This is a genomic window from Mesorhizobium sp. WSM4832, from assembly GCF_055811115.1.
In genome coordinates this window covers 45,478-64,079 of sequence record NZ_JBVVQH010000022.1, presented here as the reverse complement: position 1 = coordinate 64,079, position 18,602 = coordinate 45,478, and the positions used below count along the sequence as shown (strand labels likewise).

Genomic DNA, 18,602 nt, shown 5'->3' with positions numbered 1-18,602 from the left:
CCCCCCTCTGTCCTGCCGGACATCTCCCCCACTTGGGGGGAGATCGGACGTCACGACGGCTTTCGCCAATCTCAAACGGTGCAACAATAAGCGGGCGCCGAAGCCGCCAATCTCCCCCCTTGTGGGGGAGATGTCCGGCAGGACAGAGGGGGGCGCGAAGGAACGCTACTGATCAACGTTAGGCGCTGCCCGCGACCTCACCCAATATCCGACGGCGGCACTTTTTCCCCTTCAAGCTTTGCCCGTTTCGAATAAGCGCGCACCGAGAACGGCAGGAACAGCAGATAGCCGGCGACGGAAGCCGTCAGGGTGTACCAGGGATAGGTCATCAGCAAGAGGATGTAGAGCACCACGCCGAGGATGACCGGCAGAACCCTGTCGCCCGGCACCTTGATGCTCTTGCCCGAATAGACCGGCAGCCGGCTGACCAGAAGGAAAGCGACGAGCACGGTGAAGCCGGTGGCGATGAAGGCGGCTGGCCGTGTGGGCTCCAGACCCAATCGCAGGAAATAGAGATAGAGCGGCAGCATGACCAGCACGGCGCCGGCCGGGGCCGGCACGCCGACGAAATATTCGGTCTGCCATGCCGGCTGGTCGGCGTCGTCGGCCAGCACGTTGAAACGGGCTAGCCGCATGCCGCAGGCGATGGTGAAGAGAAGCGCCGCGATCCAGCCCGGCGAGCCGGCGCGGTCGAGCAGGAAGGCATAGAGCACCAGCGCCGGCGCCACGCCGAAATTGACGATGTCGGCCAGCGAATCCATCTGGGCGCCGAATTTCGAGGTGGCCTTCAGCATGCGCGCCAGCCGCCCGTCGATACCGTCGAGGAAAGCGGCAAGCAGCACCATGACCACGGCGATCTCGAAACGGTTCTCGAAGGCGAAGCGGATGCCGGACAGGCCGGCGCAGATGGCAAGCACGGTGACCAGATTGGGGAGCACCATGCGCATCGGGATCTCGCGGATGCGCGGACCGCCGCTGGCATGGGCCTCGAATTTTTTGAACGGCGCGCCCAACGCTCAGGAAACCCTGACCAAGGGCGTGACCGCGCTGCCGCCGAATTCGGCAAGCACGGTCTCGCCGCCGACCGCCGTCTGGCCGACCGCGACGCGCGGCACGGCGTTCGACGGCAGGAAGACGTCGACACGCGAGCCAAAGCGGATCAGGCCGAAACGCTCGCCGATCGCAATCGTGCCGCCGGTCTCGGCCCAGCAGACGATGCGGCGCGCAACCAGGCCGGCGATCTGGACGGCTGCGATCGTGCCGTTCGGGCTGTCGATGACCAGCCCGTTGCGCTCGTTCTCGGCGCTTGCCTTGTCGAGCTCGGCATTGAGGAATTTTCCGGGCTTGTGCTCGATGCGCGTGATCCTGCCGCGCACCGGAGCGCGGTTGATGTGGCAGGAAAACACGTTCATGAACACCGAAATACGGGTCATTTCGCCCGCGCCGAGGCCAAGCTCGCTCGGCGGCACGGCGGGGCCGACCGCCGAAACCACGCCATCGGCCGGGCTCACCACCAGCCGGTCGTCGACCGGCGTGACGCGCTCGGGATCGCGGTAGAAATAGATGCACCAGGCGGTGAGGATCAGCCCGATCCAAAACAGGATCGAGGAGAAATAGCCGAGGAACAGCGTTGCCGCGGCGAAGGCCGCGATGAAGGGATAGCCTTCGCGATGGATCGGAACGAACGTATTCTTGACCGAGTCGAGAAGCGTCATAGGGCTTGGGGGCGGTCCCTGTTTCAGGTTGCGCCTCAATAGCGGAAAGCCCCCCTCCCCGCAACGCAACAATGGCGGGAGGATGGACAGGCGGGCGCCGTCACCGATAGCCATGACTTTCAGCGCCGACTGTAGGAACCTGGCCGTCTCATCCGTCCTAGGCTGGACAACGCGCCCAGGAGCCAGCCAATGCCGTCATCAAACAGCGCCAGGAAAGCCCATCTCGTCACCGCTGGCCTCGCCTTCGGGGAATCGCCCCGCTGGCATGACGAACGCCTGTGGCTTTGCAACTGGGGCACTGGCGAGATCATTGCGGTCGATGCCGATGGCAACCGCGAGGTCATGCTCACGGTGCCGGCCGTCCTGCCCTATTCGATCGACTGGCTGCCAGATGGACGATTGCTTGTCGTGTCCGGCCGGGAGGGCCTTCTGCTCCGGCAGGAAGCAGACGGAACGCTGGCCACCCATGCCGATCTCAGGCAATTGTCGAAAAACCCCTGGAACGAAATCGTCGTCGATGGGCGCGGCAATATCTATGTCAATGGCGGCGGGCCGGCGCCGGCGCCGGGCGAGCATTTCGGACCCGGCACCATCGTGCTGATCACCCCCGACGGCGCGATGCGGCAAGTGGCCGACAACATTGCCTTCGCCAACGGCATGGCGGTGACGCCGGACAACCGGATGCTGATCGTCGCCGAATCCCACGCCAGGCGGCTGACTGCCTTCGACATTAAGGAGGACGGGAGCCTTTCCAGACGGCACGTCTGGGCAGACCTCGGCAACGACTATCCCGACGGCATCTGCATCGATGCCGAAGGCTGCATTTGGTATGCCGACGTCCCGAACCGGCACTGTGTCAGAGTGCGCGAAGGCGGCGAGAAAATCGATCGGATTGAAGTCGATCGCGGCTGCTTTGCCTGCATGCTGGGCGGAGCCGACGGCAGCACGCTGTTCATCCTCGCCGCCGAATGGCGCGGTTTCGAAAACATGGTGAGCGACGCCCGCACCGGTCAGGTGCTGAGCATCGCCGTATCCGCGCCGGGAGCCGGTTGGCCTTCTTAAAGCGCGTCGCGCTGAAACGGATTCAGGCGACGCGCTTTAAGTCTTTGTTTTGATGCATGTCGTTGTCCCAGAACCGCTGCACACTTCTGGGCGACATGCATTAGAGTTCCGGCACCCGCTGATAGTTGGCGATGTCGGCCTTGACGCCGAGCCGGGCGATGGTTTCCTGCGCGCTGAAGGCGATGCGCTCATGCGCTGCCTTGACGATCGGGACCACCTTGTCGACAGCTGCCTGGCTTTCCCACTCGACGATGGTGACGATGTTGAACTCGCCCGGGCCGGAGAACTGCTCGAGCAGGAAGTCCTGCACAAAACCTTCCTGCTGGCGCAGCAGTTCGTGCGTCATCCTGGCCTTGCTGAGTATTTCGTCGCGCGCTTGCGCCGGCACGACAAACTTGTCGACCCGGAATACGCTGCCGTTGCTTTGATTTTTGGGGCTCATCTCGATCTGTCTCCGTTCCTGGAAGGTGCTTGGCAGGAGGCTCGGAGACGGGTTTGCAAGCTCAAGGTAGGTTGAGGTCAAGGGGTTTTTGGCGCCGCCTTTCCTTCTCCCCGTGTGGGAGAAGGTGGATCGGCGCGAAGCGGCGAGACGGTTGAGGGGTGTTCCAGCGGAATGAGACGTCGGCGTTCCCTGGAACACCCCTCATCCGGCCGCTTCGCGGCCACCTTCTCCCTCAAGGGGAGAAGGGGAAGTAGGCGCTAGCTCACCTCCGACGTGCGTCTCCGCACGATCACCCCAAGCTCGTCGCCCTCGCGCGCGATGCGCAGCCGCTCTTCGGCTTCGGTCGCTTCGCGCTGGCGGTCCCACATCGAGGCGTAGAGACCGTGTTTGGCGAGAAGTGCCGCGTGCGTGCCGCGCTCGGCGATCTGGCCGTCCTTCAGGACGATGATCTCGTCGGCCGAGATCACCGTCGACAGCCGGTGCGCGATGACGATGGTGGTGCGGCCCTTGCTGACGAGGTCGAGAGCCGCCTGGATCTCCTGTTCGGTCTGAGTGTCCAGCGCCGACGTCGCCTCGTCCAGCATCAGGATCGGCGGCGCCTTGAGGATGGTGCGGGCGATCGCCACGCGCTGCTTCTCGCCGCCTGACAGTTTCAGGCCGCGCTCGCCGACCATCGAGCGGTAGCCTTCGGGCAGCTTTTCGATGAACGGCCCGATCTGGGCGAGCTCAGCCGCCTTGCGCACCTCGTCCTCGCTGGCGCCGACGCGGCCGTAGCGGATGTTGTAGGCGATGGTGTCGTTGAAGAGCACGGTGTCCTGCGGCACCATGCCGAGCATGGCGCGCAGGCTCTCCTGGGTGACGTCGCGGATGTCCTGGCCGTCGATCAGCACCTGGCCTCGCTGCACGTCGTAGAAGCGGAACAAGAGCCTGGAGATGGTCGACTTGCCGGCGCCGGAGGGGCCGACGATCGCCACCGTCTTGCCGGCAGGCACCTCGAAGGAGACGCCCTTCAGGATCTTGCGGTTCGGGTCGTAGGAGAAATGCACGTCGCGGAACTCGACCTTGCCGGCGCTGACCTTCAGCGGCCTGGCGTCCGGCTTGTCGACGATCTCCTGGGGCACGTCGAGCAGGTCGAACATGTGCTCGATGTCGGTCAACCCTTGCCGGATTTCGCGGTAGATGAAGCCGATGAAGTTGAGCGGCACCGAGAGCTGGATCAGCATGGCGTTGATGAAGACGAAGTCGCCGACCGTCTGGGTTCCTGCCTGCACTTCGAGCGCCGACATGCACATGACGACGACGGTGCCGAGGCCGAAGATGACACCCTGGCCGAAGTTCAGCCAGCCGAGCGAGGTCCAGGTCCTGGTCGCGGCGAACTCGTAACGCGCCATCGAGCGGTCGAAGCGCTCGGCCTCCATCCGCTCATTGGTGAAATATTTGACCGTCTCGAAATTCAAGAGCGAATCGATCGCCTTGGTGTTGGCGTCGGTGTCGCTGTCGTTCATGTCGCGGCGGATCGAGATGCGCCAGTCGCTGGCCTTGACCGTGAACCAGACATAGACCCAGACTGTGAGGGCGACCACGGCGACGTATTTCCAACCGTAGGTGAAGGCGAAGATACCGGCCGTCAGCGCGAATTCGAGGATGGTCGGCGCCGTGTTCAGCATGATGAAGCGCACGATCGTCTCGATGCCCTTGGTGCCGCGTTCGATGATGCGCGACAGGCCGCCGGTGCGGCGCTCGAGATGGAAGCGCAGCGACAGCTGATGCATGTGGACGAAGGTGCGGAAAGCGAGCTGGCGCACCGCATACTGGCCGACGCGGGCGAACAGCGCGTCGCGCAGCTGGTTGAAGCCAAGCTGGATCAGGCGCAGCACATTGTAGGCGATGACCAGCGCCACCGGCGCCAGCAGGAAGGACGGCAGCGGCGGCGGCGTCTTGGAGGCGTGGGCCAGCGCGTCGGTCGCCCATTTGAAGAAATAGGGGCCGGCGACCAGCGTCAGCTTGGCGACGACCAGGAGCAGCGTCGCCCAGGTGACGCGGGCTCTCAGGTCGGCGCGCTCGGCAGGCCACATATAGGGCCAGAGATTTCGCAGGGTCGTCAGGGTGTCGGCTTCGGCGGATACGGTCTTTTCGGCCACAAGTCTTGCCTTTTTGGGTGAGAGGGTCAGCGGCGCCAGCGCATGATACCGAAAAGCGTGGAGCGGTTTTCGGAAGACATCATGCTCTATCTCTGAGCCGCGCAGCAGGAGTTGACGAGGTCGGTGAGCGATGCGGAGACGCCCGCGAGCGCGGCATGATCGACGGCATAGCGCGAACGCTGCCGATCGGCCTCGAAGCGGACCAGCCCGGCCTCGACCAGGATCTTCAGATGTTGCGAAACGGTCGATTGCGCGAGATCGAGATGGTCGACCACCTCACGGCACGAGCAGCAGCGGCTGGCCGAAAGATGCTTGAGGATCTCGATGCGCGCCGGATGCGAAAGCGCGGCCAGGCGGAGCGCAATGGCGCGGCTTTCCATGCTGCGGGTTTCGGGGGATTCGGTCATCGTCCATCGGCGATAGACGATGAAGAGTGGCAGGGCAAGCTAGGCGGATGGGTAGATTGGTCGGAACTGCTGATCTCCCTCCACGTGGGGGAGATCGGCTAATCGCCAACCTCACTCCGTCTTCGCCGGCGCCGCTGTCATTTGCTCGCCCATGGCCTTCATGTCGGCGGCCTCGCCTTCTTTCGAAGTCGAAGGCACCTTGAACACCTGGCCCGGCCAGATGCGGTCGGGATCGCGGATCTGGTCCTTGTTGGCGAGATAGATGGTCGAAAAGCGCGTGCCGTGTCCATAGACGCGGCGCGAGATGCGCCAGAGCGTGTCGTTGCGGCGGATGATGACCGCGCCGCCGGCATGTTCGAGCTTCGGCGCGACCGTCTCGGGCACGTCGGTCGAAGGCGCCGCCTCCGTAACCTTGGCGGGGGCTTCAGTGGCCGGAGCCGGCGCCGCGGGCTTGGCCTCGGCCGGCTTTGTCTCGCCGGTCTTCGTTTCACTTGGAGCGACGGCGGCGACCGACTCGCCGGGCTCGCGCTCGAACGGCACGGCGGCGCGGGCGACGACCTTGACGCCGTCACTATCCAGGCCATCGACGTGGATGGTGTAGTTGCCGACCGGAATGTCGCGCGTCGCTTCGATCAGGAAATGACCGTCTGGCGAGGTCTTGGCTTCGCCGAGCAGGATGGCGTCGGCGTAAGCGCGCACCTTGCGGCCCGGATCGGCCGTGCCGGCGACGAAGATCTTGCTGCCGTCGATCTCGACCGCTTCGACGGCGATCTTGGGCTCAGCCGCGGCGGCCGTTGCCGGGGCTGTCGCCGGAGCGGAAGCCTGGTCGCCGGCGGCAGGCGCGGCGGCCGTGCTGGATGCAGCCGGCGCGGTCGTTGCCGGAGCCGCCGCCTGGTCGCCGGCAGCCGGCGCCGCCGGCTTGGTCTCGGCCTGCGGAACAGTGATCAGTTGCGATGCCTTGCCCGGTTCCTCGACCATGGCCAGCACCTGACCCATCGGGCTCTGCGGCACCGAGACGACGGCGGTCTGGGCCGAGGCGACGGCAGTGCCGCCAACCGTCTGGCGCAGCGTGATCGTATAGTCGCCGGGCTTCAGCGGATCGTCGAGCACGATGGCGAAGGCTCCGTCAGGACCGGAAACGGTCGAGCCGAGCACCGTGCCGCCATTCAGGATCTCGACGCTGGCGTTGGGCGCGGCGCTGCCGGCGACGACGATCGAGCCATTGCTTTCGACGCGAACGACATCGAAGGTCGGCAGCGTCGGACCGGCAGCGGGCGCCTGGGCAGGCGTTGTGGTGGCCGGGGCCGTCTCATTGTTGGCCGATGCCATCGTGTTGGCCGGCGCCATGGCATTGTTCGCCGGCGCCATCGTGTTGGCCGGGGCCATCGTGTTTGCAGGAACCTCGGGCACGCGCCCCTCGGTGGTCGCGCTTGAGGATTCAGCCGGTTTCGCGTCGGTCTGCGGAAGCGCGGCAATCTGCGCCGGCTTCTGGTTGAGATACGGGTCGAGCGCGCCCGAAACATAGGCGCTTCCCGCCACGACGACGGAGCCGCCGGCCGCGAACAGAAACGCCTTCAATGGATTGACAGCCATACTTTCCCTACCCCCTTAGCCACCTAACGCCCGGTCTAGCGTGTTTTGCCGGGTCCGACAAGAAAAAGCCCGCCCCTGGGCTTGACCCCGCCGACCGTCCCTATCACCAATCATCGCCATGAACACGATTCGATCCGTCTGCGTCTATTGCGGCTCGTCTCCGGGCCGCGACGAGGCCTATATCAAGGCCGGCCACACACTTGGCCGCTCGCTTGCCAAATCCGGGTTGCGCCTGATCTATGGCGGCGGCACCAAGGGTATCATGGGCGCTGTCGCCGACGGCGCGCTCAAGGCCGGCGGCAAGGTCACCGGCATCATCCCGCGCTTCCTGATCAACAAGGAGGCGACCGAAACCGCCCTCGACAAACTCGACGAGCTGCTGATCACCGACAACATGCACGAGCGCAAGCACAGCATGTTCGAAAAATCCGACGCCTTTGTGGCGCTGCCCGGCGGCATTGGCACGGTGGAGGAAATCGTCGAGATCATGACCTGGGCGCAGCTCGGCCATCACCGCAAGCCGATCGTCTTTGCCAACATCAAGGGTTTCTGGGACCCGATGCTGGCGCTGCTCGAGCACATGTCGGCGGAGGGCTTCATCCACACCGCGCAGCGCGTCAAGCCGCTGGTGGTCAACGACCCGGAAGCGATCGTCGCCGCCATCATGGTGGCGGGCTCATCGGTCGATGCGCCGACGGAAGGGGTGCAGTCGGTGATCGACAAGATGTAGGGGCGGCCTTAGTGGCGCTCGACGCCCTTTGCCGCCAAGATGTCGTCAACGGCTGTCGACATCAGAAATTCCGATAGCTGCTTGGCTACTTCTGCATGCGTTGAATTGGTGCTGATGCCAATGGCGAAGTCGACGTAACTTTGGAGTTCAGCCGGAAACCGACCGACAAGCATGACCTCGGGAGCGGCGGCGAGAATCGAAGTCACTGGAACAACCCCCAATTCGGCTTCCCCACGGCCTACGGCCGACGCTGTCTGCCCTCCTGGTATGGCCACCAGCTTGGGCTTCACCTCATCCGCTAATCCCATGCGTTCCAGCAAACCGGAGAAGTAGCCACCGCTGGTTCCTTCACTGGCGTAGGCGATTGATTCGGCGCTCTTCAGGGCATGTTCGAATGCTTCCACGGACCCAATGTTGAGCGGTCGACTGCCTGTCTTGGCCGCCACCCCCATTGCTATCCGGCCAAACGCTACCTGACTTCCCGCCTTGACCTTTCCCAAGGAGATCAGATCTTGAATCAGGTTCGGATTGGTGATGACGAGCTCAAATGGCTCCCCAGCCTCAATCTGCTTCTTTACTGTCGGATTGAGCTCCCACTTGACCGCAACTGTGAATCCTGTGGCCGTTTCGAACTGAGGAATGAGAGCAAGGACGGCGGGACGGATCGCAATAGCGCCAAAAAGCCGTATAGCCTGTTTCATGGCCTAACCTGAATTGGTCGAAAAAGCCTTGCCTTATAATACGTATCCAAGCCTGCAATCCACGGCTGCCCGACCATTCTATCCTCAGCGTCCCGTCGTGCCGGCTTCCTGATCAAACGGACAATGCCTCCCTCAAATCGCCAACCACCGCCCTGCGGTCATGCCGCCGCCAGGCGAGATGGATCGCCACACTGCGCCTGAACCAAGGCAGGTCGCGGAAGACGATGCCTGCTGGCGCTGCGGCGCGGAGGCTTTCCTGCACCGTCGCGAGACCGAGGCCGGCGCTGACCAGGCCGAGCGAGGTCAAGGGATCGGCCGTCTCGTAAACGATGTCAGGCATGAAGCCGGATTCTGCGCAGGCCGCCAGGAACTGCGCGCGGTTGGTGTCGCCGGGCTGGCGTACGACCGTGATCCAGACGCGGCCGTCGAGCTGGCCGGGCGCGATGTCGGCAACATCAACCAGCGGATCGCCCTCCGGTAGCGCGAGCACCAACGGCTCACGCCGAACCAGCATGCTGTCGATATCCGGATCGCCATCGGGCGCCGGGGAATAGACGAAACCGAGGTCGAGCACGCGCTGCCTCAAATCCTCGAACTGCGCCGCCGTTCGCCGGCTCCTGAGTTGCAGATGGAAATCCGGCCGCGCGCGGCGGAAATCCTTCAGCATGTCCGCGACCAGCCCGGCATGCACCGCACCCTCGACATAGCCGATGACCAGGCTGCCGCTCGCACCGCTGGCAAGGTTGCGGCCGAGCTCTTCCAGCCGCGCCGCGTTGGCAAGCAAAACGCGGGCCTCGGCAAGGAAGGCCTTGCCCTCGGCGTTGAGATGGACGCGCTGCTTCGCCCGCTCGAACAGAGCGACGCCGAGCTGCTCCTCGAGCTGGATGATCTGCCGGCTCAAGGGCGACTGCGAGATGTGCAACTGCTCGGCGGCGCGGCCGACATTGCCGGCCTCGGCGACAGCGACGAAATATCTTATCTGGCGCAGGTCGAGCATTTTCCGCCTCCACGGATCAAGACCTTGAACGTCTCAATTATAACCTAATCAGTCTTGGACAGTCTGGCTAGGCGGCGCGATATCTCCCTCGGCAACCGGCCATAAAGGAGATCGCCATGCAGTTCTTTGCCTTACTCACCCGCAACACCCAGAAGTTCAGCGACGCCGATTTCGCGCCGCTGCTGCCGCCCGAATCCGAGCAGCGCAAGACGCTTTATGCGCAAGGCGCCGTGCGCCAGATCTGGAACCGTGGCGACATTCCCGGCAGCGGCATGATGTTCGAAGCGATCGACGAGAAGGAAGTGCGCGGCCATCTCGCCACGCTGCCGCTGATCGAGGCCGGCATGATGGACATCGCGGCGATCGTACCGCTCAGCCCCTATCCGGGTTTTGGTCCGAAGCGCTAACTGGGCTACAGGTGAGGCTGTCGCTCTGTGCGACAGCCTCACCGCCTCGGAACCGTGATCGCGCCAATCGTTCCCCTTGCCGGCGAAGAAGTCGTCGCTATTGTCGGCGGCAATCCGGAACAGGGGCGAAACATTCATGAAACTTGGCTTTGTCGGCACCGGCGCGTTGAGCTCGGCCATTGTCACCGGGCTGAAATCGCTGCCGGGCGAGACGACGCCGGTGGTGGTCTCGCCGCGCAATGAGGAGATAGCCGCCGACCTCGCCGCGCGCTATCCGGATGTGCGCATCGCCGCCGACAGCCAGGCCGTGCTCGACCAGTGCGACACCGTCATGCTGGCGGTGCGGCCGCAGATTGCGCGCGAGGTGCTGCAGGAACTGCGGTTCCGCAAGGACCATCACGTCGTCAGCCTGATTGCCACGATATCACGCGAGGAGATCGCCAGCCTTGTGGCGCCGGCGGCACATGTCGGCAAGGCCCTGCCCATGCCGATGATCGCCCGCCTGCAAGGCGCGACGATCATCTGCCCGCCGGACCCGGTCGTGGCGGCGTTCTTCGGCAGGCTGGGCGGCGTGATCGAGGTCAAGGACCAGAACGAATTCGATGCGCTCAGCGTCGTCACCGCCACCTATGCCAGCTATTTCAAATATCTCGACACGATCCACGCCTGGGTGCGGAGCCAGGGTGTGGCTGGAGACAAGAGCCGCGCGTACATCACCAGTATCTTCAAGGCGCTGGCCAATGCGCCGGACACGGCGCCGGACGCCGACTTCATGCATCTTGCGCAGGACTACGCGACGCGCGGCGGCATCAACGAGCAGGTGCTGCGCGAACTGACCGAACGCGGCACGTTCGATGCCTTCGCTCAGAGCCTTGGCCGCGTGCACAAGCGCATCACGGGCAAGTAATTCACTGCGCCTTTGCAAGCCGGAGCGAGGGTTTACGCGCGCTCAGGCGGTCCAGATAGAGATAGACGACCGGCGTGGCGCCAATGCCGTCCGCGCCGAAGCCTAGCGGCGTTCGGGCAACATCCGCAGGACAAAGCCAACGACCAGCCCGAGGATGAAGCCGAGCGGGCCTGTGATAAAGATGCCAAGCATCGGACCCTGATTTGCTTCCGGCGTGAAGATGACCGGTCCCACGAAGCCGCCGAGAAAGCCGACGATGCCAAGGATAGCACCCCACTTGAGCATCATTCGCCCCCATAGCCTGTTGAGCCACAGCATCAGATTCGCCCATGCAAGCCAAGCTCTGGCATTAGCGTTGCCTCAAACAACACAGAGCGCGGGCGTCCTCGCCGCTGGGTATCGGGATCGGGCCTCACGCTGCGGCTTCTGCACGCTATCTTGGAGGCCGCAGGCTCCAGTCTTGCACTTCATCGAGCCGCGCGGCACGCTGGCGACGGCCGGCGGGCTTGCCGGCGACAAATCGATGAGGGTGCAAATTGCGTTCGACTGATTATCTCGGCCGTCTTTTCGGGCTCGAAGGCAGGCATGCCTTCATCACCGGCGCCAGCCGCGGGCTGGGCCTCGCCTTCGCCGAAGCACTTGCCGGCGCCGGCGCGCGCGTCACCATCGGCGGCCGCAAGGCCGACGAGCTCAAGGCGGCCGGCGACCGCCTGCGCGCCGAAGGCTATACCGTGGCGGAAGCCGTGATCGACGTCACCGACACCCAGTCGGTCGACGGGGCAATCGCAGCGAGCGAAGCCGGCACCGGCCCGATCGACATCCTGGTCAACAATGCCGGCATCCAGCGCCGAGCGCCGCTCGAAACCTTCAGTGACGAAGACTGGGACGCGTTGATGGCGACCAATCTCGACGGCGTGTTCAAGGTAAGCCGCGCCGCGGTGAAAGGCATGATCGCACGCCGCAAGGGCGTGATCATCAACATCTCGTCCGTGCAGAGCGCGCTCTCCCGCCCCTCGATCGCGCCTTACGCGGCGAGCAAGGGCGCCATCACCATGCTGACCAAGTCGATGGCCGGCGAATGGGGCCAGCACGGCGTGCGCGTCAACGCGATCGCGCCCGGCTATTTCAGGACCGAGTTGAACGCCGCTCTGGTCGCCGACGAGAAATTCTCGACCTGGCTCACCGGCCGCACGCCGATGCGGCGCTGGGGCGATGCGGAGGAACTGGCCGGCGCCGCCGTGTTCCTGGCGTCCGATGCCGCCAGCTTCGTGACGGGACAGACGCTGCTGGTGGATGGCGGGATCACGAGCGTGCTTTAAGCGGAGCGAACAATGATCGTGAGGATGGCCGAGTTGGAGATCGACCCGGGCAGCGTCGACGCCTTCAACGCATTGCTCTCAGAGGAGATCGAAGCCTCGGTGCGGCTGGAGCCCGGAGTGCTGTTTTTGTTTGCGGTTGCCATGAAAGAAAATAGCCACTTGGTACGAGTGATCGAAGGTTATGCCGACCAAGCAGCATATGAAGCGCATCTGACCACGCCGCACTTTCTGAAATACAAGGTCGGGACCGCCGATATGGTCAAGTCGCTTCGCCTACTCGAAACCGATCCGATTTCCCTCAAGGCGAAACCTCAAATTTCAAGCTGAGACAATTACTCCCAAATAACATCCACCGGCATGCTGTGCTCCAGCACAAGGTCGACGTTCGGCATGTCGTTGCCGCGGACCTTGGCGACCGCATGCTCATCCGGGTAGCTGAGGTCGGTCCAGCGCTTGAGCAGCGCCGCTAACGAAGATTGAGGGAGGTTTTGACCAGTGCCGCACGAAGCGTGTTGCCTGACCGCTTCGCAAGCGCCCGCAGGGAGCGTCGGGCGGCGGCACTGGTCAAAGCGGGGAATCTATCCACCCGATATCCAGCGGATGATGTTGGCCATCAGCCGGCCGTAGAGCGGCCAGGCCAGGAAATCCTGCGACAGCCAGTGCGGGCCGATGTCGGTCGTCCAGGCGGCGCTGCGGCCCTTTCCATGCTCGCGCACCGAAAGCAGCGGCCAGTCCGCGCCGCGATAATGGCAGGAGGCGAGCAGCCGCGAGGTGCCGTCGCGTCGGAAATCGGTCTTGTTCATGCCGAGGATCGGCGGCAGCGGCCCATCGATGCCGGCAAGGATCGGATGCGACGCTTGCAGGATGGTAGCCTGCAGGCCCTGCGGCACTTCCAGGCCATCGCAGAACGGCAGGCAACGCACCGGGAGCACATCCTCGACCGGCGTGTCGTGGAAGCGCGCCGTGCCGAACATGCCCTGAAAGCCCATATAGCCGCCGGCCAGCATCAGCCCGCCGCCGCCCTCGACATAGGTTTTCAGCACCTCGAGGCGGTTGATGCCGATGCGGCCCGCGCGGGCTTCGGGCGTGACCAGCAAGCTCAGCGCGCCGACATCGGAGATCACCACCGCCTTGTAGGGCGCCAGCGCTTCGAGATCGTAGGGGAATTCGGCCGAGCAACGCTCGCCGCCGATCTGGGTGACCGAGATTCCCTCGGCGGCCAGAGCAGCGTTGAAGGCGGCGGCGCCGTTGATGTAGGCGGCGCTGGTCAGCACGTCGGCGCCGGAGGCCACCGACGTCGTGGCCGAAAAGGTTTCGCCCGCAAGCAGGATCTTCATTGCCTGAACCGTCCAATCGATGGAAAAGGTGGCGAGGCGCCGGCGTGAACGGCGCCCGCCAGGTTCAAAAAATCAGAACTTGAACTCGGCCAGGTTTTCCGGCGTCACGATCTTGGCCGGCCCGAGCACCAGCTCGCCGCCGGCGCCGATCGTGTACTCGCCGAGCCGGCCGGCCTTGAACTTCTCGCCTTCCTTGCCGGTGATCTTGCACTGCGCCAGCGCCTGGGCGGCCTGGTAGGTCAGGTAGCCGAGATCGGAGACGTTCCACCAGATGTCCTGGGCGGAGCCGTCCTTGATGTATTTCGAGATCAGCGTCGCCGGCGCGAGGCCCGTCAGCTTGACCTTGCCCATCAGACCAGCCTCCTCCAGGGCGCGCGCCGCCGCCGGCAGGCCGATGCCGGCCGGAACGATGATCGCCTTGAGATCGGGGAAGGCCTGGACGAGCGCCAGCGCCTGCTGCTGGTTGACCTGCTCGCTTTCCTCGCCATAGGCGACCTGCACCAGCTTCATCTTGGCGAATTTCGGCTCGGCCGCCATCTTCTTCTTCATGAAGTCGATCCAGGCGTTCTGGTTGGTGGCCGTCGGCGTCGACGACAGGATGGCGAAGTCGCCCTCGCCGCCCATCAGATTATAGGCGCTTTCCAGCATCATCTCGGCAAGGCTGTCGCCCTTGGCCTGGTTGGCGAAGACCGAGCGGGCATCGCCGGCGACGTCCGAATCGTAGGACACCACCTTCAGGCCCTGCTGCGCGGCGCGCTTCAGCGCCGGCGCGACGGCATTGGCGTCATTGGCCGAGATGGCGATGACGCCGACCTTCTGCGTGACAAGGCTGTTGATGAAATCGATCTGCGCCTCGGCAGTCGCCTGCGAAGGCGCGACCTGGATCGCCTTGCCGCCGATCTCCTTGGCGGCCTCCTCGGCGCCCTGCTGGGCGACCTTGAAATAAGGATCGGTGTCGAGCTTGGGCAGGAAGCCGACGGTCACCGGCTCCTTGGCGCATTCGTCGGCAAGGGCCAGCGAAGCAGGGGCAAGCAGGACCGCAGATGCAAGCAGGGCTAATCGAAAGCTTTTCATTGTTTACTCCTCCATCAGACTCCGGGCTTCGAGAAGGGGCCCGAGATCACCCCTTGGTCTCGCGCAAGGCGCGCGATCTTGAGAGCCGCTCCTCCAGGGAGCGCCAGTAATTGCCGACCAGCAGCGAGCCGATCAGAAGCAGGCCGATGATCATGCCCTGCGCATCGCCGCCGATCTGGTTGAGCGCCAGCACGTTGCGGATGATGGCGATCAGCACCAGCGCCAGCATGACGCCGGTCAGCCGGCCCTTGCCGCCGAAGACGCTGACGCCGCCGAGCAGCACGATGGTGATGACGTCGAGCTCCATGCCGAGCGCGTTGTTGGCCCGCGCATTGGAAAGGCGCGCGGTGTAGACGATGCCGGCGACCGCCGCGACGACGCCGGAGACGACGAAGAGCGAAAGCACCATGCGGCGCGTGTCGATGCCGGAGTAGCGTGCGACTTCCGGGCTGCCGCCCAGCGCATAAAGCCGCTTGCCGGTCGCGGTCTTCTGCAAGACGATCGCAAATACGGGCGCCAAAACCAGGAAGGGCACGATGGTCCAGGGGATCTGCGTGCCGGGCAGGTTGTCGATGCCGAAATCCACGATCGCGGGCGGCAGGATGTTGACCGAGCCGGTGCCGAGCAGGATGTAGCCGATGCCCCTGTAGAGCGCCATGGTGCCGAGCGTCACCACCAGCGACTGCAGGCCGAGCGCGGACACCAGAAAGCCGTTGAAGGCGCCAAGCAGCGCGCCGAAGAGCAGCGTCAGCGGGATCGCCACCAATGTCGGCATGCCGGCCTGGACGAGCAGGCCGAAGATCACCGAGGCCAGCGCCAGCACCGAGGCGATCGACAGGTCGATCTCGCGGGCGATGATGAGCAGCGTCATAGGCAGGATCAGCAGCGCCTTTTCCGACGCGCTGGCCGCAAGCTGCGACAGGTTGAAGCCGGAGACGAAGTTCGGCACGAAGACCGCGGCGTAGAGGAAGACCGCGAGGCAGGCGGCGGCCAGCAGCAAATCCCAGAAGTCGATGGAGCGGAGGAATCTCGTCATCTCATCCTTGCCTGTCTCGCCTGCTCGGCGCGCCGCACGATGAAGGTGTCGATGCCGATGGCGACGAGGATCACCAGGCCGTAGACGCCCTGCAGCCACAGCGGATCGACCCGCACCAGGGTCAGCCCGTTCTTGATGACCAAGAGCGTCAGCGATCCGAGCACGATGCCGAGCAGCGTGCCGGAGCCGCCACGGATGGCGACGCCGCCGACCACGGCCGACGCGATCACCGTCAGCTCGAAACCGAGCGCGACGCGGGCGTCGATGGTTGCGTAGCGCGAGGCCCAGAGCGCGCCGCACAGGCCGCCGAGCAGCCCGGCCAGGCCGAAGGCCATGAGGATGCGCCGGTCGACGGGAATGCCGATGAGGCGCGCACCGTCCGGATTGGAGCCGGTGGCGAACAGCTCGCGGCCGATCGCCGTGCGGTAGAGCAGCACATAGCCGGCGCCGAGGATGAGGACCGCGATGGCGACGATCAGCGGCACGCCGGCGAGTTTCAACCCGGTCATGTCGAGCCATCTCTGCGTCACTTCGTCGGCGCTGACCTGGTTGCCGGCGGCCCAGATGGAGTTGAAGCCGCGGAAGATCGACATCGAGGCCAAGGTGACGACGATGGCGGGAATCCTGCCCCTTGTGACGACGAGGCCGTTGATGAGCCCGCAGAGAGCGCCGACGGCGCAGGCGGTCGCGAGGCCAAATGCGATGTCCATGCCCGGGTAAGCCTGCACCATGCTCGCCGCCATATAGGCGGACAGGCCGATCACCGAAGCGATCGAGAGATCGATGTTGCGGGTGATCAGCACCAGCATCTGGGCAAGAGCGGCAACGACCAGCAGCGCCGCGTCCATCGAGACCGCCGTCAGGTTCGCGGCGCTGACCATGCGCGGATTAATGATGGTGACGGGAATGGCAACCGCCAGCATCGCGGCAAGCAGGCCGAACTCGCGGCGCTTCAGGAAATGCCCAGGCCCTTTGCTTGCTTCCTCGAGGGCTGCCTGCGCCGCTTCTGTCGCCGCGCCGGCTTGCTCGACGGTGCGGGTTGCGGCCTCGAGCACCTTTTCCTGGGTTACTTCGCCGCTGGCGAACTCGGCCGTGCGATGGCCCTCGCGCAGCACGACGATGCGGTCGCACATGCCGATGAGCTCCGGCATTTCCGAGGAGATCAGCAGGATCGCCATGCCTTGCGCGGCGAGGTCGGCGATCATGGCATGCACCTCGGCCTTGGTGCCGACGTCGATGCCTTGCGTCGGCTCGTCGAGGATCAGCACGCGCGGCTCGGTGCGCAGCCATTTGGCCAGCACCACCTTCTGCTGGTTGCCGCCGGAGAGTTCCTTGACCGGCTGGCCGTAGCCGGCGAAGCGTAGCTTCATGCGTTTCAGCCAATCGGCGACGAGGCCGACGGCGCGGTCGGTGCCGTAGAGGCCGAAGCGCGTCGCCTTGCCCAGCACCGGCAGCACGGCGTTGTCGAGAACGCCGAAATCCATGACCAGGCTCTGGCCCATGCGATCTTCCGAGACATAGGCGATGCGCGCGTCCATGGCGTCGCGCGCGGAAGTGAAGCGCACCGGCTTGCCGTCGATGAGGATCTCGCCGGCATCGGGCTGGTCGATGCCAAACAGCACGCGCGCGATCTCGGTGCGGCCGCTGCCGACCAGGCCGCCGAGCCCGACCACCTCACCGGCGTTGAGCTTGAGGTCGATATCGGCGAAGGCGCCGGCGCGCGACAGTCCCCTCGCCTCCAGCACCAGCGCGCCCGGCTTTTCGCGACGCTCCGGGTAGAGGTCGCTGACCTCCCGGCCGACCATCATGGAGATCGCCGCGGCGCGGCCGAGCTCGGCCTTCGGCCTGACGCCGACGAGGCGGCCGTCGCGCAGCACCGCGATGCGGTCGGCAATGCGGAAGATCTCGTCCATGCGATGGCCGACGAACATCATCGCCACGCCGTGCTGCCTGAGATCGGCGACGACGGTGAAGAGCCGCTCCACCTCGCGCTGCGAGAGCGCGGCGGTCGGCTCGTCCATGATCAGCACGCGCGCGTCGAGCGACAACGCGCGCGCAATCTCGACCAATTGCTGCTCGGAGGTACGCAAGGCGCCGAGCCTGGTGTCGGCAGGAACGGCGAGGCCGACGGTCGCAAGCACCTTGCGCGCGCCGACAAGCATGGCGGCGTTATCGATGCCGCCAAGGCCGCGCGGCATGTGGCCGAGATAGATATTTTCCGCGACCGACAGATCAGGAAACAAGCCGGGATGCTGGTGCATGACCGCGATGCCGGCGGCTTGCGCGTCGTGCGGGGAACGGAAGGCAGCGGGTTTGCCGTCGACCTCGACATGGCCGTCCGTCGGCGAATGCACGCCGGCCAGCAGCTTGACGCAGGTGCTCTTGCCGGCGCCGTTCTCGCCGAGCAGCGCAAGCACCTCGCCGGAGCGCAATTCGAAGGAAACGTCCTTGAGCGCAATGGTACCGCCGAAAGCCTTGGTGGCGCCAACCAGCGCTACCGGAACGGGCTTCCCTTGCGCCGTCGCAACGACTTCGCCAAGCGCGCCTTGCTGCAGCACGTTTCCTCCCTGGTCGTAGTTATTTTTTCAATTTGCTATATTAAATGCCTTCAAGCCGCAACCGGAAAATTGACTTCCATGCGCGCAACGCGCAGTGTCGCGCCGTGCTCACCAGCGATCCGCAGCTTCACGAGCGCGATTGCAGATAGAGCCGACCGCACCCGCGGCAAGACTTG

19 protein-coding genes are annotated in these 18,602 nt (G+C 64.8%); 6 read left to right on the top strand and 13 right to left on the bottom strand.

Translation table 11 applies throughout. The features are described 5' to 3' along the window. Positions 1-197: 197 nt before the first annotated feature. Positions 198-1,013, bottom strand: coding sequence for a CDP-alcohol phosphatidyltransferase family protein (locus tag AC0L2L_RS26540; protein ID WP_473582577.1), 816 nt, complete (start codon positions 1,011-1,013; stop codon positions 198-200). Between the two features lie 3 nt (positions 1,014-1,016). Continuing rightward, entirely contained in the window at positions 1,017-1,715 is a 699-nt protein-coding gene (locus AC0L2L_RS26535; RefSeq protein ID WP_473582575.1) for a phosphatidylserine decarboxylase, read from the bottom strand. Positions 1,716-1,904: 189 nt separating this feature from the next. Between AC0L2L_RS26535 and AC0L2L_RS26530 the strand changes: the two genes are divergently transcribed. Further along, entirely contained in the window at positions 1,905-2,777 is an 873-nt protein-coding gene (locus AC0L2L_RS26530) for an SMP-30/gluconolactonase/LRE family protein (RefSeq protein ID WP_473582573.1), read from the top strand. 100 nt (positions 2,778-2,877) lie between these two features. Here AC0L2L_RS26530 and AC0L2L_RS26525 read toward each other — a convergent pair whose 3' ends face one another. From AC0L2L_RS26525 to AC0L2L_RS26510, 4 genes are all read right to left on the bottom strand, one after another. After that, entirely contained in the window at positions 2,878-3,219 is a 342-nt protein-coding gene (locus AC0L2L_RS26525; RefSeq protein WP_473582570.1) for an antibiotic biosynthesis monooxygenase family protein, read from the bottom strand. Positions 3,220-3,476: 257 nt separating this feature from the next. Beyond that, positions 3,477-5,360: an ABCB family ABC transporter ATP-binding protein/permease gene (locus AC0L2L_RS26520; RefSeq protein ID WP_473582569.1), complete on the bottom strand. Its 1,884-nt coding sequence runs from the start codon at positions 5,358-5,360 to the stop codon at positions 3,477-3,479. A gap of 86 nt (positions 5,361-5,446) precedes the next feature. Next, on the bottom strand, positions 5,447-5,767 hold the full coding sequence (locus AC0L2L_RS26515) for an ArsR/SmtB family transcription factor (RefSeq protein ID WP_473582566.1): 321 nt from the start codon (positions 5,765-5,767) through the stop codon (positions 5,447-5,449). Positions 5,768-5,878: 111 nt separating this feature from the next. Then, complete coding sequence (locus AC0L2L_RS26510) at positions 5,879-7,360, bottom strand: LysM peptidoglycan-binding domain-containing protein (protein ID WP_473582564.1); 1,482 nt, start codon at positions 7,358-7,360, stop codon at positions 5,879-5,881. Positions 7,361-7,478: 118 nt separating this feature from the next. Here AC0L2L_RS26510 and AC0L2L_RS26505 point away from each other — a divergent pair, with 118 nt between their 5' ends. Next, the gene (locus AC0L2L_RS26505; RefSeq protein ID WP_027164950.1) at positions 7,479-8,090 is read left to right on the top strand and encodes an LOG family protein; all 612 of its coding nucleotides are present in this window, start codon (positions 7,479-7,481) and stop codon (positions 8,088-8,090) included. Between the two features lie 8 nt (positions 8,091-8,098). Here the strand turns inward: AC0L2L_RS26505 and AC0L2L_RS26500 are convergent, their stop codons facing one another. Both AC0L2L_RS26500 and AC0L2L_RS26495 read right to left on the bottom strand, forming a co-directional pair. Further along, on the bottom strand, positions 8,099-8,791 hold the full coding sequence (locus AC0L2L_RS26500) for a molybdate ABC transporter substrate-binding protein (protein WP_473582563.1): 693 nt from the start codon (positions 8,789-8,791) through the stop codon (positions 8,099-8,101). Positions 8,792-8,903: 112 nt separating this feature from the next. Further along, on the bottom strand, positions 8,904-9,788 hold the full coding sequence (locus AC0L2L_RS26495) for a LysR substrate-binding domain-containing protein (protein ID WP_473582561.1): 885 nt from the start codon (positions 9,786-9,788) through the stop codon (positions 8,904-8,906). Positions 9,789-9,904: 116 nt separating this feature from the next. On the opposite strand from AC0L2L_RS26495, the gene AC0L2L_RS26490 reads away from it, so the two are divergent. Continuing rightward, a complete protein-coding gene (locus AC0L2L_RS26490; RefSeq protein WP_473582559.1) occupies positions 9,905-10,195 on the top strand; it encodes a muconolactone Delta-isomerase family protein in 291 nt (96 codons plus the stop codon). A gap of 136 nt (positions 10,196-10,331) precedes the next feature. Further along, on the top strand, positions 10,332-11,102 hold the full coding sequence (locus AC0L2L_RS26485) for a pyrroline-5-carboxylate reductase (RefSeq protein WP_473582557.1): 771 nt from the start codon (positions 10,332-10,334) through the stop codon (positions 11,100-11,102). A 102-nt stretch (positions 11,103-11,204) separates the two neighbouring features. On the opposite strand, the gene AC0L2L_RS26480 is transcribed toward AC0L2L_RS26485, so the two are convergent. Beyond that, complete coding sequence (locus tag AC0L2L_RS26480; protein WP_473582555.1) at positions 11,205-11,420, bottom strand: hypothetical protein; 216 nt, start codon at positions 11,418-11,420, stop codon at positions 11,205-11,207. Between the two features lie 218 nt (positions 11,421-11,638). Here AC0L2L_RS26480 and AC0L2L_RS26475 point away from each other — a divergent pair, with 218 nt between their 5' ends. Both AC0L2L_RS26475 and AC0L2L_RS26470 read left to right on the top strand, forming a co-directional pair. Continuing rightward, positions 11,639-12,421, top strand: a complete 783-nt coding sequence (locus AC0L2L_RS26475; RefSeq protein WP_473582553.1) for a glucose 1-dehydrogenase — start codon at positions 11,639-11,641, stop codon at positions 12,419-12,421. 12 nt (positions 12,422-12,433) lie between these two features. Beyond that, positions 12,434-12,748 (top strand): putative quinol monooxygenase, encoded by a 315-nt coding sequence (locus tag AC0L2L_RS26470; protein ID WP_473582551.1) that lies wholly within the window; start codon positions 12,434-12,436, stop codon positions 12,746-12,748. A gap of 251 nt (positions 12,749-12,999) precedes the next feature. On the opposite strand, the gene AC0L2L_RS26465 is transcribed toward AC0L2L_RS26470, so the two are convergent. The 4 genes from AC0L2L_RS26465 to AC0L2L_RS26450 all read right to left on the bottom strand — a co-directional run bounded on the left by AC0L2L_RS26465 (position 13,000) and on the right by AC0L2L_RS26450 (position 18,426). After that, complete coding sequence (locus AC0L2L_RS26465) at positions 13,000-13,758, bottom strand: glutamine amidotransferase (protein ID WP_473582549.1); 759 nt, start codon at positions 13,756-13,758, stop codon at positions 13,000-13,002. 72 nt (positions 13,759-13,830) lie between these two features. Next, on the bottom strand, positions 13,831-14,832 hold the full coding sequence (locus AC0L2L_RS26460; RefSeq protein ID WP_473582547.1) for a rhamnose ABC transporter substrate-binding protein: 1,002 nt from the start codon (positions 14,830-14,832) through the stop codon (positions 13,831-13,833). Positions 14,833-14,878: 46 nt separating this feature from the next. Next, positions 14,879-15,868, bottom strand: a complete 990-nt coding sequence (locus AC0L2L_RS26455) for an ABC transporter permease (RefSeq protein ID WP_473582545.1) — start codon at positions 15,866-15,868, stop codon at positions 14,879-14,881. Next, the gene (locus AC0L2L_RS26450) at positions 15,865-18,426 is read right to left on the bottom strand and encodes an ATP-binding cassette domain-containing protein (RefSeq protein ID WP_473582543.1); all 2,562 of its coding nucleotides are present in this window, start codon (positions 18,424-18,426) and stop codon (positions 15,865-15,867) included. The genes AC0L2L_RS26455 and AC0L2L_RS26450 overlap by 4 nt, the downstream gene beginning before the upstream one ends. Between the last annotated feature and the right edge of the window lie 176 nt (positions 18,427-18,602).

Bases quoted from the DNA above. Each gene is read 5' to 3' on its own strand.
- AC0L2L_RS26535 (WP_473582575.1), bottom strand. From the start codon at position 1,715: ATGACGCTTCTCGACTCGGTCAAGAATACGTTCGTTCCGATCCATCGC.
- AC0L2L_RS26530 (WP_473582573.1), top strand. From the start codon at position 1,905: ATGCCGTCATCAAACAGCGCCAGGAAAGCCCATCTCGTCACCGCTGGC.
- AC0L2L_RS26525 (WP_473582570.1), bottom strand. From the start codon at position 3,219: ATGAGCCCCAAAAATCAAAGCAACGGCAGCGTATTCCGGGTCGACAAG.
- AC0L2L_RS26515 (WP_473582566.1), bottom strand. From the start codon at position 5,767: ATGACCGAATCCCCCGAAACCCGCAGCATGGAAAGCCGCGCCATTGCG.
- AC0L2L_RS26510 (WP_473582564.1), bottom strand. From the start codon at position 7,360: ATGGCTGTCAATCCATTGAAGGCGTTTCTGTTCGCGGCCGGCGGCTCC.
- AC0L2L_RS26505 (WP_027164950.1), top strand. From the start codon at position 7,479: ATGAACACGATTCGATCCGTCTGCGTCTATTGCGGCTCGTCTCCGGGC.
- AC0L2L_RS26500 (WP_473582563.1), bottom strand. From the start codon at position 8,791: ATGAAACAGGCTATACGGCTTTTTGGCGCTATTGCGATCCGTCCCGCC.
- AC0L2L_RS26495 (WP_473582561.1), bottom strand. From the start codon at position 9,788: ATGCTCGACCTGCGCCAGATAAGATATTTCGTCGCTGTCGCCGAGGCC.
- AC0L2L_RS26490 (WP_473582559.1), top strand. From the start codon at position 9,905: ATGCAGTTCTTTGCCTTACTCACCCGCAACACCCAGAAGTTCAGCGAC.
- AC0L2L_RS26485 (WP_473582557.1), top strand. From the start codon at position 10,332: ATGAAACTTGGCTTTGTCGGCACCGGCGCGTTGAGCTCGGCCATTGTC.
- AC0L2L_RS26480 (WP_473582555.1), bottom strand. From the start codon at position 11,420: ATGCTGTGGCTCAACAGGCTATGGGGGCGAATGATGCTCAAGTGGGGT.
- AC0L2L_RS26470 (WP_473582551.1), top strand. From the start codon at position 12,434: ATGATCGTGAGGATGGCCGAGTTGGAGATCGACCCGGGCAGCGTCGAC.
- AC0L2L_RS26465 (WP_473582549.1), bottom strand. From the start codon at position 13,758: ATGAAGATCCTGCTTGCGGGCGAAACCTTTTCGGCCACGACGTCGGTG.
- AC0L2L_RS26460 (WP_473582547.1), bottom strand. From the start codon at position 14,832: ATGAAAAGCTTTCGATTAGCCCTGCTTGCATCTGCGGTCCTGCTTGCC.
- AC0L2L_RS26455 (WP_473582545.1), bottom strand. From the start codon at position 15,868: ATGACGAGATTCCTCCGCTCCATCGACTTCTGGGATTTGCTGCTGGCC.